9 protein-coding genes are annotated in these 14,232 nt (G+C 73.4%); all 9 read right to left on the bottom strand.

The window, feature by feature from the left end:
* Positions 1-418: 418 nt before the first annotated feature.
* Complete coding sequence (locus tag AB0I21_RS06620; RefSeq protein ID WP_360559423.1) at positions 419-2,848, bottom strand: tetratricopeptide repeat protein; 2,430 nt, start codon at positions 2,846-2,848, stop codon at positions 419-421.
* Between the two features lie 132 nt (positions 2,849-2,980).
* Positions 2,981-5,572, bottom strand: a complete 2,592-nt coding sequence (locus tag AB0I21_RS06625; protein ID WP_360559424.1) for a LuxR C-terminal-related transcriptional regulator — start codon at positions 5,570-5,572, stop codon at positions 2,981-2,983.
* A 4-nt stretch (positions 5,573-5,576) separates the two neighbouring features.
* A complete protein-coding gene (locus tag AB0I21_RS06630; RefSeq protein WP_360559425.1) occupies positions 5,577-7,697 on the bottom strand; it encodes an MMPL family transporter in 2,121 nt (706 codons plus the stop codon).
* A 60-nt stretch (positions 7,698-7,757) separates the two neighbouring features.
* Positions 7,758-8,432 (bottom strand): C40 family peptidase, encoded by a 675-nt coding sequence (locus AB0I21_RS06635; protein WP_360559462.1) that lies wholly within the window; start codon positions 8,430-8,432, stop codon positions 7,758-7,760.
* 2 nt (positions 8,433-8,434) lie between these two features.
* Positions 8,435-9,496, bottom strand: a complete 1,062-nt coding sequence (locus tag AB0I21_RS06640; RefSeq protein WP_360559426.1) for a dipeptide epimerase — start codon at positions 9,494-9,496, stop codon at positions 8,435-8,437.
* Positions 9,493-10,230 (bottom strand): serine hydrolase, encoded by a 738-nt coding sequence (locus tag AB0I21_RS06645; RefSeq protein WP_360559427.1) that lies wholly within the window; start codon positions 10,228-10,230, stop codon positions 9,493-9,495. Before AB0I21_RS06645 ends, AB0I21_RS06640 begins: the two co-directional genes overlap by 4 nt.
* Positions 10,227-11,975, bottom strand: a complete 1,749-nt coding sequence (locus tag AB0I21_RS06650) for an ABC transporter substrate-binding protein (protein WP_360559428.1) — start codon at positions 11,973-11,975, stop codon at positions 10,227-10,229. The genes AB0I21_RS06645 and AB0I21_RS06650 overlap by 4 nt, the downstream gene beginning before the upstream one ends.
* Positions 11,976-11,994: 19 nt before the next feature.
* Positions 11,995-12,981 (bottom strand): ABC transporter permease, encoded by a 987-nt coding sequence (locus AB0I21_RS06655; protein WP_344506924.1) that lies wholly within the window; start codon positions 12,979-12,981, stop codon positions 11,995-11,997.
* 7 nt (positions 12,982-12,988) lie between these two features.
* Positions 12,989-13,984, bottom strand: a complete 996-nt coding sequence (locus AB0I21_RS06660) for an ABC transporter permease (RefSeq protein WP_360559429.1) — start codon at positions 13,982-13,984, stop codon at positions 12,989-12,991.
* Positions 13,985-14,232 lie beyond the last annotated feature (248 nt).

Below are 14,232 nucleotides of genomic sequence, written 5' to 3' on the forward strand. Positions count from 1 at the left end.
AAGGGGCGCCCACCGGATCCAGGGGGCGCCCCTTCGCCATCGACGACCGGTCAGGCGTCGGTCTTCGTGAGTTCGACGTAGTCGAGTTCGGCGTAGCCGACGCCCTTCTGCAAGCGGATCCGGTTGGTTGCGGTCGGTGGCGAGCGGGTCGACCGTCCACACCGCCGAGTCGACGCGTACCCGTACGCTGCCGGCGAGCAGGATGTCCCTGTACCACTGCATGGAGCGCATACGAACCTCACCTTGGCGGAGGTGGGAAACCAGCCCATGCCGGACCGGCACCTGGGAGCGCTCCCAAGTTGTCCGCGATGGTCCTCCGGTACCCACACCACCGTCGACCGTTTCGAAACCCCTGCCAACGATCGGCACGAACGTCCCGGGCGGCGCCGCCGGGGTGGAGGTGGTGGGCACCGGCGGGTCAGCCGGTACCCACCTGTTCGTGCTGGGCGTCCAGTCCGCCCGCCGCGCCCCGCGCCCACGCCCGGGCGACGCGCTCGTCGCCCAGGTGCCGCCGGACCACGGCGAGGTCACGCGCCTGGCAGGCCCGCTCCACCGGGTCCATGAGCACGCGTGACACCGCGGAGATCGCGCCGAAGAGGCCGGCCGCGCGTTCCAGGTCGTGTTCCACGATCGCCACGCCCGCCAGGCCGGCGAGCGAGCGCACGACGCCGTCACGGTCGGCCTCCGCACGGTTGAGGGCCAGGCAGCGGCCGAAGCACTCCCTGGCGCGTTGCAGGTCGCCGGCGGCGAGGGCGGCCCGGCCGAGGTGGGCGACCGCGGTCGCCACGCCCCACGTGCTGCCGAGCTCGCCGAAGAGCTCCAGCGCCCGCGCGAAGCGCTCCTCGGCCGCCGCGTGGTCGCCCTGGACCAGGCCGGCGAGGCCGAGGTGGTCGAGGGTGATGACGGCGCCCCACGCGTGGCCGAGGCGGCCGAAGATGGTGTGCGCCGCCTCGAACAGCGCCTCCGCGCCGGCCGGGTCGTCGAGCGCGAGCCGGCCCTCGCCCAGATGGTCCAGCGACCAGGCGATGCCCTCGTCGTCGCCGAGCCCGCGGTACAGCTCCAGGCTCTCCTCGAACAGGGTGAGCGCCTGCCGGCCGGAGCCGGACGCCTGCAGCATCACGCCGACGCCGTGCAGCGCCTCCGCGATCCCGCGCGGGTCGCCGAGCCGCCGGCACAGGTTGAGGCTCTCGCCGAAGCAGGCGCGGGCCAGGAGGTGGTCGCCGCGGTCGACGGCGATCCAGCCGGCGCCGTAGAGCACGCGCGCGCGGACCGCCGGGTCGTGCTCGCCGGTCAGGTGCAGCGCCAGGGTCGTCCACCGGCCCGCCTCGGTGTGGTGGGAGCGGATGTGCCAGAACTTCCACAGCGCCGCCACGAGCCGCAGCCCGCCCTCGGCGTCGTCGCTCTGCACGTGCCACTCCAGGGCGGCGCGCAGGTTGTTGTGCTCGGCGTCCAGACGGCTCAGCCACTGTTCCTGCGCGGCGCCGCCGAGCTGCCCGTAGGCGATCTCGGCCAGGTCGAGGAAGTAGCGGGCGTGCGCGGCGCGGATCCGGTCCTCCTCGCCGGACGCGGCGAGCCGCTCCAGGGCGTACTCGCGGATCATGTCGAAGAAGACGGCGTAGCGTTCGCCGTCGCCGCGGACCTCCTGCCGGACGAGGTTCTTGTCGGCGAGGCCGGTCAGCCCGTGCAGGATCGCCCCGGGCCGCTCGCCGTCGAGGCCGGCGACCTGTTCGGCGCTGGCGACGGTGCAGCCGCCGGTGAAGACCGCCAGCCGCGCGAAGAGCCGCTGCTCCGCCGGGCCGAGCAGGTCGTAGCTCCAGTCGATCGTCCGCCGCAGCGTCTGCTGCCGCTCCGGCAGGTCCCGCGGCCCGTCGGTGAGCAGGGCGAGGCGGTCGGAGAGGCGGGACAGGATCGCCGGCGGGCTCAGCAGCGTGATCCGCGCCGCGACCAGCTCGATCGCGAGGGGCAGTCCGTCGACGCCGGCGCAGATCGCGGCGACGTCGGCGGCGTTGGCGTCGGTGAGGGCGAAGTGCGGGTCGACGGCGTGGGCGCGTTCGACGAACAGCTCGACGGCGGCGGCGCGGGCGGCCGTCTCCGCGGTCAGCGCCGGCCCGTCGTCCGCCAGCCGCAGCGGCGGCACGGGAAACAGACGCTCGCCCCGCAGGTGCAGCGGCGCCCGGCTGGTCGCCAGGACCCGCAGCTGCGGGCCGGCCGACAGCATCTCCGCGACCAGCCGCGCCGCGCCCGGCAGGTGCTCGCAGTCGTCGAGCAGGAGCAGCAGCCGCCGGGTCCGCAGGTGGTCCAGCAGCGCCGTGCCCAGCGGCGTGCCGGGCACCTCACGAACGCCGAGGGCGGTGGCGATGCTCGGCACCAGCAGCGCCTCGTCGCCGAGCGGGGCGAGCGCCACGAAGTGCACGCCGTCGGGGAACAGCGGCCGTACCTCCGCCGCGACCTCGACGCTGAGCCGGCTTTTGCCGATCCCGGGCGGGCCGACGAGCGTCAGCATCCGGCTGTCCTGCCGCAGCAGCTCGGTGCGCACCGCGGCCTGCTCGTGGCCGCGGCCGATGAGACGGGTCGGCGGCGTCGGCAGGTTGGTGGGGGTGTCGCGGTCGTCGACCCAGTCGGCCTGGCGGCGGGCCAGCCCGATGAACGCGCCCTGCCGCTCGGGCGCGATGTGCAGGCACTTCGCGAGCCGCTCGGCCAGTTCGCGCGACGGCCGGCGCTCGTCGGTCTCCACCTTGCGAATGGTGATGACCGAGTAGCCGACCTGGCTGGCGAGGTCCTGCTGGGTCAGGTCGAGCGCGCGCCGCCGGGTCTTCACGAGCTGCCCGAACGTCGCGTCGACGGTCACCGTCCGCCCCCAGATGTCATCGTTTCGTCGCCGCGCGGCCGGCCCGCGCGGTGGCGCGGTCAGGCAGCACGACGAAACATGCTCGGCACACAGTGGCTGTACAGTATGCGCAGCGTCATGAGTGGCGGCCACTCAGATTCGCGGTGGCGCACCACTCAGTTCGTTGCGGCCGTGCAGGCCGAGCTTGAGGTAGACGCGGGCCAGGTGGTTCTCGACCGTGCGGAACGACAGCGTCAGCCGCTCCGCGATGTCCCGGTTGCTGAACCCGGCGGCGGCGAGCGAGGCGATCTCCCGCTCCCGCGGGGTGAGCCGGTGCTCGGCGTCGACCGCGGCCAGCAGCGGGGTGCGCAGCCCCGGGCAGCGGGCCGTGTAGGCGGCGACGGCGGCGGCGAGCCGGTTGACGTCCCGGACGGAGCCCTTCACCGCCCAGGCGGCCGCCGCCGCGTCCGCCGCGTACACGGTGAACCCGAGCTCGTCGAAGCGCCGGGCCGCCGCCTCCAGCCCGGGGCCGTCGCCGCCGGCCATCGCCCGCACGAACGCCGCGACGGCCTCGCCGAGCGGCCATCCGGACGGAACGTCGCCGAGGATCGCCGCGGCCTGCCGGGCGCCGCCGAGCCTGGCCAGGTCGTTGCAGAGCACGACGCCGGGCAGCAGCGCGCCCCGGTCCCACCAGTGCCTGGCCCGCGCCGCGAGCCGGTGCCGGGCCCGTTCCGGGTCGCCGGTCAGCGTCTCGTGCCAGGCGAGCGCCCGGTCGATCTCGTAGTGGTACAGCTGCACCTGCCGCTGCTCGGGCCGGGTCGCGGCCAGCTCCGCCGCGATCGTCGCCGCCCGGGCCGGGTCGCCCTCGTGGACGGCGACGAGCAGCCCGATGGCGAGCACCCAGCCGAGCCCGATCGGCGAGCTGACCTGCCGGAAGTAGGCGGCGGCCTCGATCGCGTGGCCGCGGGCGGCCTCGAGGTCACCGGCCGGCAGCTCGAGGCTCGCCAGGCCCGCCGTGATCCAGGCGAGGCCGTGCGCGTCGCCCTTGCCCGCGGCGGTCCGCAGGACCGTCTCGCCGAAGCGGCGGGCGTCGGCGACGTGGCCCGCGTCGGTCGTCACCCGCACGCACAGCCCGGCGAGACCGGGCAGGACGCCGATGTCCTGGTGCGGGCGCTCGGCGCTGGTCGCGAGCCGGTGCGCGCGGCGGGCCAGGCGGATCGCCTCCGGGAACCGGCCGGCCAGCATGTACGCCAGACCCCCGGCCGCCGACGCCTGGAGGGAGAGGGCACCGTCGGCGCCGAGGACCGGCTCCAGCAGGGCCAGTGCGTCGTCCGGGGCGCCCGACGCGGCGAGCAGCATGCTGCGCTGCGTGGTGAGCGCCGCCCGCCACTGCGGGTCGGTGACCACCGTCCCGGCCCGCTCCAGGGTGGCGAGGGCCTCGTCGAGCCGGCCGGCGCCCCACCCGAGGTAGAACGCCCGGGCGAGCGCGGCACCGGCCCGGTCCTCGTCGGTGCCGGCGGTCGCGGCGATCCGGTCGAGGACCGCGTAGCCGTCGCCGGACCGTCCCGCGTCGAACTGCGCCGCCGCGAGCAGCAGCCCCGCCTCCGCCGCGCCGGTCGCCCGCCACGCGTGCCTGGCCAGGCGCTCCCGGACGGCGACCCGGGCCCGCAGCAGGGTGGCGAGGCGGGCCGCCTCGGTCATCCACGCCGCGTTGACCGGCCCGCCGCCGGTGAGCCGCCACACCGCCCAGCGCAGCAGGTCCTCGCGGCGCCGCGCGCCGGTGCGCTCCCACAGGTCGGCGAGGGTGCGGCTGTGCCGCAGACGGACGGACACCGGCAGGGTCGTGCGCAGGATCTCCCCGTAGAGCGGGTGCGCGAGCGCGGCATGCGTGCGCCGGCCGTCCTGCCGGACGGTGATCAGCCCGCGCCGTTCGAGCCCTTCGACGGCGTCGTGGTCGCTCAGCCCGTACACCTGCGAAAGACCGAGCTGTCCGGCGATCGCCAGCAGCTCCAGGGCCAGCCGCTCCCGCCGGCTCGTGCTGCGCAGCCGGGCGTTGAGCAGGTCCGTCAGCCGGGGCGACGCGGCCGGCAGCTGCCGCAGGTGCCACAGGCCGTCGACGACGGCGAGCGCGCCCGACTCGACCGCGTCGGTCAGCAGCTCGTGCACATACAGCGGGTTGCCCGCCGACAGCCGCTGCACGTGCGCGACGGTGATGCTGGAGACCGGCCCGTCGAGGACGGCGGCGACCAGCTCGGCGACGCCCGCCGCGGTCAGCGGGCCGAGGTCGACGCGCTCCAGCCGCCCGGTGCGCATGAGCGCGGTGACGAACGCGGGCAGCTCGACGCCGGCGCGGACGGTGGCGACGACGTCGAGGAGACCGTTGGCGACGATCTGGTGCACCGTGGCCGCCGACATCGGGTCGAGCAGGTCGACGTCGTCGACGAACAGCAGCCCCCGCCCGTGCCCGGGGACCAGCGCCCGCAGCACGGCCGCGACGTCCTTCGGCGGCTGCGCCGGCAGCAGCGGGCCGAGCGCGCCGAGCGGCAGCTCCCGCGCCGCCTCCGACGCGTGCACCCGCATGGCGTGGTGCCCCTGCCGGCCGGCGGCGGTGACGACCTCGTCGGCGAGCCGGCTCTTGCCGATGCCCGCCGGGCCGATGAGCAGCGCCCCGCCGGGCTCCGCGCCGGTGATCGTGCGTTCGACGACGGCCCGCTCCGGGTCGCGGGCCACGAACGGCCGGCGCATCGTCCTACCTCCCGCTTGTCACTTCCCTGTGAGGCAAGCTCCCCCGTGAGCGAAGTGTGCCACCCGGCTTCAAGCCCGGCCGCCACCAGTTCGCGGTGCCGAGCAGCGACATGGTGGCGGGCAGCAGCAGCCCGCGGACCACGGTGACGTCCAGCAGCACGGCGACGGTCATGCCGACGCCGATCTCCTTCACCGCGATCAGGTCGCCGAGCGCGAAGCCGAGGAAGACGATGCCGATCGCCAGGGCGGCCGTGGTGACGACGGGCCCGGTCGCGGTGATCCCGGCGAGCACCGCACGGTCGTTCGCGGCCCGGTCGTCGCCGGCACGGGCGTCCCATTCCTCCTTGATGCGGGCGAGGAGGAACACCTCGTAGTCCATCGACAGGCCGAAGATGAACACGAACAGCAGCAGCGGCGTGGTGATGTCCAGCGCGCCCCACGGCTCGAACCCGAGCAGCGCCGACCCCCAGCCCCACTGGAAGACGGCGACGAGCACGCCGAGGGTGGCGACGAGCGTAAGGACGTTCATGCACAGCGCCTTCACCGGCACCACGACCGAGCGGGTGAGCGCGAACAGCAGGATCGCGGTGGCGACGACGATGACCGCGATCGCGATCGGCAGCCTGGACCGGGTCGACTCCCGCGCGTCGATGAGCTCGGCGGCGGGGCCGGCCACGAGCACCGGCACCTTCGTGTCGATGGCGCGCACCTGGCCGACGAGGCGCTCGCCGGACCCGGCCGGGTGCAGGTCGACCACGGTGACGCCGGCGGGCAGGCCGGTGCGCAGGTCGAGCTCGGCCTCGCCGGTCAGGGCGCGGATCCGCTCCAGCACCGGCACCACCGGCGCGTCGCCGGCGCCGCCCTCGATGAGGACCGTGACGGGCTGGGTCGTCCACTTGGCGAAGTCGCGCTCGACCGCCTCGTATGCGAGCCGCTCCTCGCTCTTCGTGGGCAGCGACCGGGCGTCGGAGTTGGCGAGGGTGAGGTGCAGCAGGGGCAGGCTCAGCAGGACCAGCCCGGCGGTCACGCCGAGTGCCACGGCCGCGGGGCGTCGCTGCGCGGATGCGGCGAGCCGCGCCAGGACTCCGGGTCGCTGTTTCCGCGTCGGTACCGCCAATGCCGGGATCCTCTGGTGCGCGACCGCGATCAGGGCCGGGACCAGCGTGAGGCCGGCGGCGGTGGCGAGACAGACGACGAGCGCGCCACCGAGCGCCATCGCGGCGAGCAGCGGCTCCGCGAACGCGAACAGCCCGGCCAGCGCGGCGCCCACGGCGAGCCCGGAGACGAGCACGGCCCGCCCGGCGGTCGCGACGGTGGTGGCGAGGAGGTCCGGCAGCGCCGCCTTGCGGTGCGCGGCGCGCTCCTCCCGGAACCTGGTGAGGACCAGCAGGCTGTAGTCGACGGCGAGGCCGAGCCCGAGGAGGGTGACGACGTTGACCGCGTACTCGCTGACCGGCACCGCGCCGGCGAGCCCGGCCAGCGCGAGCAGCGTCGCGGCGACCGTGCCGAGCGCGGCGACCAGCGGCAGGCCGCCAGCCACGATCCCGCGGAGGATGACGGCGAGGACCCCGCACAGCACGACGAGCGCGACCCCTTCGCCGATCGCGGCGTCCTTGACGGCCTGCTCGCCGAATGTCCGCTCGGCGAGCAGCTCCCCGCCGACGAGCACCCGCGGCGCGTCGATGCGGCGCAGCGCGGCCTTGACCTTGTCCGCGACGGCGAGCGCCTCCTCGTCGCTGAGGCCGGGTTTCAGCTCGACGGTGACGAGGGAGCTCTGGTTGTCGCTGGAGACCTGGCCGGACCCGGCGGTGTAGGCGTCGGTGACCTTCGCGACCCCGGGGATGGCCCGGATGTCGAACATGACCCGGCTGGCGTTGCCGACGAGCCCGGTCGCGTTGAAGTCGCGCCCCGAGATGACCGCGACGACGCGTTCGCCCTCCGGCGCGAGCCGGTCGACGCGTTCCCGCGCGACCGACGACTCGACGTCGGGGCGCAGCCCGTCCACCGACTGGGTCCGGTCGTAGACCGTGCCCCCGAACACCGCACCGGCCAGGGCGATCACGGCCCAGACGGCGAGGACGAGCATCCGGTGGTCGGCGGTCCACCGGCCGAGCAGTGCGAGCACCGCAGCCTCCTTGCGCTGCCGACATCCAACATCGACATCGACCGAACCGCAATAGGCGGATCACACGCGGTGCGCGCCGGCCAGGGTCTCGGCCCGCTCCGGCGGCATCGGCTCCTCGACGACCGCGTGCCGCCCCTGCGACGCGTGGATCAGGTGTCCGGGCGTCACCACGATGCCGACGTGGTGGGCAAGGCGGCCGGGGTGGGCGAAGAAGTACAGGTCGCCGGGGCGCTCCTCGCCGGCCGGCACCGCGACCGTGGCGGCCTGCTGCTGGTGGGCGTCGCGGGGGAGGCTGACGCCGAGGCGCCGCCAGACGAGGTGGACGAGGCCGGAGCAGTCGATGCCGTGCGCGGACAGGCCGCCCCACACGTAGGTAACGCCCAGCAGGCGCCGGGCCTCGGCCAGGACCTCCTCGCCGGTCGGGGCCTCTGCCGCCGGAGCGGGGGCCCGGTCGTCCGTGGCGGGTGCGGTGGTCAGGTGGGCGGTGCGGATCCAGCCGGGGTAGTCGTGCTGGCCGGGGAGCGTCACCCTGGACCAGCCGTCGGGGCGGCGCTCCTCGACGACGACCCGGTCGCCGAGGAGGGCCTGGGTCACGACGTCGCTGCTGGTCTGCTCGTCGGGGGTCATCGCCGCGACCCAGCCGGCGAGGTCGGGCTCGTCGCGTAGGGCAAGCGCGTCGCAGGGGCGGGTCTTCGACGGCTCGGCCCACAGGGTGGCGACCGGCACGCGTACCACGTTCAACGCTGCTCCAAGGACAGGCCGAGGCCGGGGGCCTCGGGGAGGTGGACGCGGTCCCGCTCGTAGACGGGGCCGCCCTGGACGGGGGAGGACGACAGCCACCAGGCGGCGTCGAGGTCGGAGACGGCGGTGGTGCCGTAAGCGGCGACCAGCGAGGCGGCCGCGCCGACGCCGACCTGGGTCTCCATCATCGAGCCGACCAGGGTGCCCATGTCGTGGGCGATGGCGAGGTCGAGCAGGGTGCGGGCGGGGCCGATGCCGCCGCACTTCGCGAGCTTCACGTTGACGAGGTCGGCGGCGCGGCGGCGGATCACCTCGACGAGGTCGCGGACGCCGAACACGGCCTCGTCGGCGAGGATCGGCACGCCGACGCGGTCGCTGACCCAGGCGAGCCCGTCGAGGTCGTGCCGGGAGACGGGCTGCTCGATGAGCTCGACGTCGAGGCCGGCGTCTTCGATGCCGCGGATGACGGTGACGGCCTCGCGCGGGGTCCAGCCCTGGTTGGCGTCCAGGCGCAGCACCACGTCCGGACCGACGGCGGCGCGCAGCTCCCGGACGCGCGCGAGGTCCCCGCCGACGCCGACCTTGACCTTCAGCACCCGGAACCCTTCGGCGACCCGGGCGTGGGCGGCGTCCACCAACGAACCGGCGGAGAGGGTGACGTCGGTCGGCACCGACGTGGCGGTGCCCCCGAGGAACCGGACGAGCGGCAGGCCGAGGCGGCGCGCGGCGAGGTCGTGCAGGGCGACGTCGACGGCCGCCTTGGCGCCCTCGTTGCGCTGGGCCGCCCGCTGTACGAGCCGCGTATTGCCGGTCAGGTCGTCGGCGTCGCGGCCGGTGATCAGCGGGCCCAGCAGCTGCTGGACGCACGCCTCGGCCCCGGCGACGGACCCGCCGGTCACCTGCCACACCTGCGGCGCCTCGCCGTAGCCGCTGCGCCCGTCGCCGTCGACGACCTCGACGATCAGCGACTCGGCGGCGGTGGCGCGGCGCAGCGCCGTGACGAACGGCGTGTGGAACGGCGCCGACACCCGGTGCGTGCGCACCTCCTTGATCGTCACCGGCGCTCCTCCCACGCTTCCTTCGAGATCCGGGCGATGACGGCGGCGGCGTCGGGCACGCCGGTCGTGCAGACGGCGAGCACGTAGGGCGGCGCGTCGGGCGGCAGCACCACGCCCGCGCTGTGCCGCACCCCGTCGACCCAGCCGCTCTTGTACGCGACCCGGACCCCCGCGGGCACCCCGAGCGCGAGATCCTCCCGGAGCTCCTGCGCGGCGAGGACGTCGAGCATCTCGGCGCACGCCGCGGGTGAGGCGACGGTCCCGGCGAGGAGCCCGCCGAACAGCAGGGCGAGGTCGGCCGCCGTGACCGTGTTGGTGATCCCGGCCGCCTCGGCGGCGGAGTCCTCGATGCCGCGGCCGGTGACGCTGCCGGTCGCGCCCGCCACCCGCCACGCCTCGGCGACGGCGGGCAGCCCGACGAGGGCGAGCAGCAGGTTGGTCGCGAGGTTGCTGGACCGCACGATCATGCGGCGGGCCAGCCAGCGGGCCGGTGCCGCGCTGCCGAGGCGGTCCCAGACGTCGTGCTCGTTGTCGTAGCCGGGGTCGCAGGAGAACCGGGTGCCGGTCGCCGACGTGAAGGCGTTGACGACCGGCACCGGGGCTTCGAGGTCGAGGGTGCCGGCGTCCGCCGCCCGGTGGAGGGCGACGAGCACCGGCACCTTCATCATGCTGGCCGCGTAGTGCGGCTCGTCCGCCAGGCACAGCCCGCCCGGCGACACGACCGAAACCGTCACTGCTTCACGTAGGCGTTGGTGACCGCGACGCTGCCCCAGATCGAGTCGATGAACAGGCCGCCGACCTTGGAGCCGTGGATGGTGAACATGACGTCGACGTACAGCGGAACGACCGGCGCGTGCTCCAGCATGATCTTCTCGTCGAGCTTGCCCCACTCGGCGCCCTGCTCGCCGACGGGCATCGCCAGGATGCGGTCGAACTCGGCGTTGAGCGCGGGCGCGTTGAGGTAGGACGCGCCGTTGTTGCTGCCGCCGTCCTTGATGGCGCGGCCGTCGTAGAGCACCGGCAGGATCGACGCGCCGCTGGGCCAGTCAGCGCCCCACGAGCCGATGTACAGGTCCCACGGGTTGTCCTTCTTCTTGGTCTCGTCGAGGAACGTGTCGGCGGCGATCGGCTTCAGCGTGATCTTGAAGCCGGCCTTCTCCAGGTTGCTCTTCAGGGTGGTGCTGAGCTCCTGGTTGCGGGAGTCGTCGGGGAAGCCCAGGACCAGCTCGACGCTCTTGCCGCCGAGCAGCTCCTTCGCCTTCTCCGGGTTGCCGCTCTTGCCGGCCGGGTAGGCCTCGTAGTTCTTCCAGCCGATCGTCGCCGGCGGCATGAGCGTGGTGACGGCCCGCGCGACCGTGTCGCCGCCGAGGGTCTTGACGATGCCGTCGCGGTCGATGACGGTGTTGAGCGCCTGGCGGACCTTCAGGTCGGTGACCCGGTTGTTGTTGATGGTCAGCGTGTACTCGCTGGGCGTCGGCTCCTGCAGGGTGCGGGCCTTCAGCGTGGGGTCGCCGACCACCTTGGACACCAGCGAGGCGTCGACACCGTTGAACGACACGGCGGCCGCGTCGGCGCCGCTGTCGGCGATGATGCGGTTGGTCTGGGTGACGATGTTGGCGCCGAACTCGTAGACGTAGCTGTCCGGGTACTGGTGGCGCATCGCGTCGGTCGCCGGGTCCCAGAACGTGTTGCGCTCGAACGTGAGCCGCGTGCCGGCCTCGTTCTTCGTCAGCTTGTAGGGGCCGGAGGAGAACGGCTGCTTGTCGTAGTCGGTGCCGGTGTCCTTGGCCGGCGGCACGGGCGCGGTCGCCGGCAGCGACGCCGCGAACGGCAGGTCGCAGTGCGGCTTGGCGAAGGTGAGCCGCAGCGTCTTGGGGTCCGGGGTGGTGAGGCCGGGCGGCAGCGCCGTCTTGTCCGCGGCGAAGTTGAACTTCGTGTCGAACTGGGGCGAGTCGGCGAGCCACTCCTGGATGTAGGTGGGGCCGCCGGTCAGCGCGAGGTCGAAGGAGCGGGCGATGCCGTAGGCGATCTCCTTGGACGTGATGGCGCTGCCGTCCTCGAACTTCACCCCGTCCTTGATCTTGAACTCCCAGGTCTTGCAGTTCTTGTCGACGTCGGTGCCGGGCGTCTCGGCCAGGTCGCCGACGAGGACGACCTTGCCCTTGCCGTCGTCCTTGTACGTGGTGAGCCGCCGCGCGTAGAGCTGCGACGCGGTGAGGCCGACGAAGGAGTACACGCGCTGCGGGTCGAGGTGGGAGACCTTGCTCTGCCGCAGGACGGTGACGGTGCCACCCTTGCCGGCGCCGGGGATCTCCGCCGCCGGGCCCTTGGAGTCCTTCGGGTCGGTGGCGATCGAGCCGCTCGCCTGCCGGTCGGTGTCGGGCTGGGCGTCGTCGTCGGTCCGCTTGTTGTTGCTGCACGCGCCGAGCCCGGCGATGAGCGTGAGCAGTACCAACGCTGTCAAAGGTTTGCGTGGCATGGTGGCCTCCCTGGTCGTTTCACCGCAACCGGACCCGTGGGTCGATGAAGGTGTAGAGCACGTCGACGACGACGTTGGCGACGACGATGAACGCCGCCGCGAGCAGGACGGTGCCCATGATCGTCGGCAGGTCGCCGTCCTTGACCGCGTCGATCGCGGTGCGTCCGAGCCCGCGGAGCCCGAACGTGGTCTCGGTGATCACCGTGCCGCCGAGCGCGGCGCCAATCTCGACCCCGGCGGTGGTGACCAGCGGCGTGATCGCGGCCCGCAGCGCGTGGCGGCGGATGACGGTGCGGGACGGCAGGCCCTTGGCGTGCGCGGTGCGGACGTAGTCCTCCGACAGCGTCTCCAGCATCTGCGCGCGCGACAGCCGGGCGTAGACGGCGGAGAACAGGAACGCCAGGGCGCACCACGGCAGGATCAGCGCCGTCGCCCAGTCCCACGGGTTGTCGAGGATCGGCGTGTACCGCGGATACGGAAGGATCTTCAGCGTGTAGACGAAGACGAGCAGCAGGACCCCGCCGACGAAGTACAGCTGCAGCGAGGCGCCGGTCAGCGACACGCCGATGGCGAGCCGGTCGAACACGGTGCCGAGGCGCAGCGCCGAGAGCATGCCCAGGCCGATGCCGACGGCGAGCCACAGCACCGACGCGGGGACCACGATGCTGAGCGTCACCGGGATGACCCGCACGATCGTCTCGGTCACCGGCTCGCTGTTGACGTACGAGTACCCGAGGCAGGGCGCGTCGCAGTAGCCGCCCTGCGCGGCGCCCAGGTCCCGTCCGGCGAAGATCCCCTTCACGTAGTGCAGGTACTGCACGTACTTGGGGTCGTTGAGCCCGAGCTCGTCGCGGACGCGCTCGAGGCGGGCCGCGTCGCAGTTCTTCGGGCACATCGCGGTCGCTGGGTCGCGGGGGAGCGCGAAGAACATCAGGAACGTCAGCACGCTCACCGCGAACAGCGTGAGCACCGCGAGCAGGATCCGCCGGATCAGGAAGTTGAGCATCGCGGGCCTACCGGGTCGATCTCGGGTCGAGCGCGTCGCGGACGGCGTCGCCGAACAGGTTGAAGGCGAGGACCAGCACGAAGATCGTCACGCCGGGGAAGAATACGTACGCCGGGTCGGTCTGCAGGTAGTTGAGGCTGCGGAAGATGGTGCGCCCGAAGTCGGGCGTCGGCTCCAGCATGCCGATGCCGAGGAAGGACAGGGCCGCCTCGCTGGTGATGTACGCCGGGATCGACAGTGAGAACACGACGATGATCGGCGCCCACAGGTTCGGCAGCAGCTCCTTGAACAGGATCCGCGGGGTCCTGGCGCCGGTGGCCCGGGCGGCCTCGACGAACTCGCGCTCCCGCAGCGACAGCACCTGGCCGCGCACGAGGCGGGCGGTGCTGGTCCAGCCGAACGCGGCGAACAACCCGATCAGCACGACGACCCGGAACCAGCCCGGCACCGCCTCGCGCGGGCCGTAGAAGGCGAGCTCCAGGGGCCGGATCAGGGCGAGGGTGAAGATGAGGAACGGCAGCGCGAGGGCGACGTCGGTGATCCAGTTGATGATCGCGTCGACCCAGCCGCCGAGGTAACCGGAGATGATCCCGGTGAGCACGCCGAGCGTGGTGGTGACCAGCGCCGCGGCGAACGCGATGCCCAGCGAGGTGCGCATCCCGTAGACCATCTGGATGAACAGGTCCCGGCCGAGGCCGGGCTCGAGGCCGAACCAATGGGTGCCCGTGACACCGCCGGCCACCCCGTACGGCATGCCGAAGCGGTCCAGGTCGTCCTTGAACGAGTCCAGCGGGCCGATCCCGTACACCTTCTCGATCAGCGGCGCGGCGAGGCCCACGACGACGAGCAGTGCCGACACCACGCCGCTGGCCAGGGCGGTGCGGTCGCGGCGCAGGCGCAGCCAGACCGCCTGCGTGAGCGACCGCGCGGCGATCCCGCCGGCCGGCTCGCGGTCCACGGCCGGCGGGTCCACCCGCTCCGATTCCAGTGGTACGACGCTCATGACGCCACCCACCTCCCCGGCATCGACGACATCGACTGTAGGTAACCGTCGACGTGCGACGTACCAGTGAAGGTAATCTACAAACCTTCCGCAGTCACTGGTCCGCTGTAACGGATCTGCATACCTTGCTGCCCGTTCCTGTTCATACTGTTCCGGGCAAATCGGGTGAGATCCCCTCGCGATCCCGTAGGTTCCCTACGCCTTGAGGCAACTCGCCGTTAGGGATTGACGTCAAAGATTGCTATGCG

The organism is Dactylosporangium sp. NPDC050588 (assembly GCF_040654975.1).
GTDB classification, from domain to species: domain Bacteria; phylum Actinomycetota; class Actinomycetes; order Mycobacteriales; family Micromonosporaceae; genus Dactylosporangium; species Dactylosporangium maewongense.

Excerpts from the sequence above, each read along its gene's own strand:
- AB0I21_RS06625 (WP_360559424.1), bottom strand. The coding sequence starts at position 5,572 with ATGCGCCGGCCGTTCGTGGCCCGCGACCCGGAGCGGGCCGTCGTCGAA.
- AB0I21_RS06650 (WP_360559428.1), bottom strand. The coding sequence starts at position 11,975 with ATGCCACGCAAACCTTTGACAGCGTTGGTACTGCTCACGCTCATCGCC.
- AB0I21_RS06655 (WP_344506924.1), bottom strand. The coding sequence starts at position 12,981 with ATGCTCAACTTCCTGATCCGGCGGATCCTGCTCGCGGTGCTCACGCTG.
- AB0I21_RS06660 (WP_360559429.1), bottom strand. The coding sequence starts at position 13,984 with ATGAGCGTCGTACCACTGGAATCGGAGCGGGTGGACCCGCCGGCCGTG.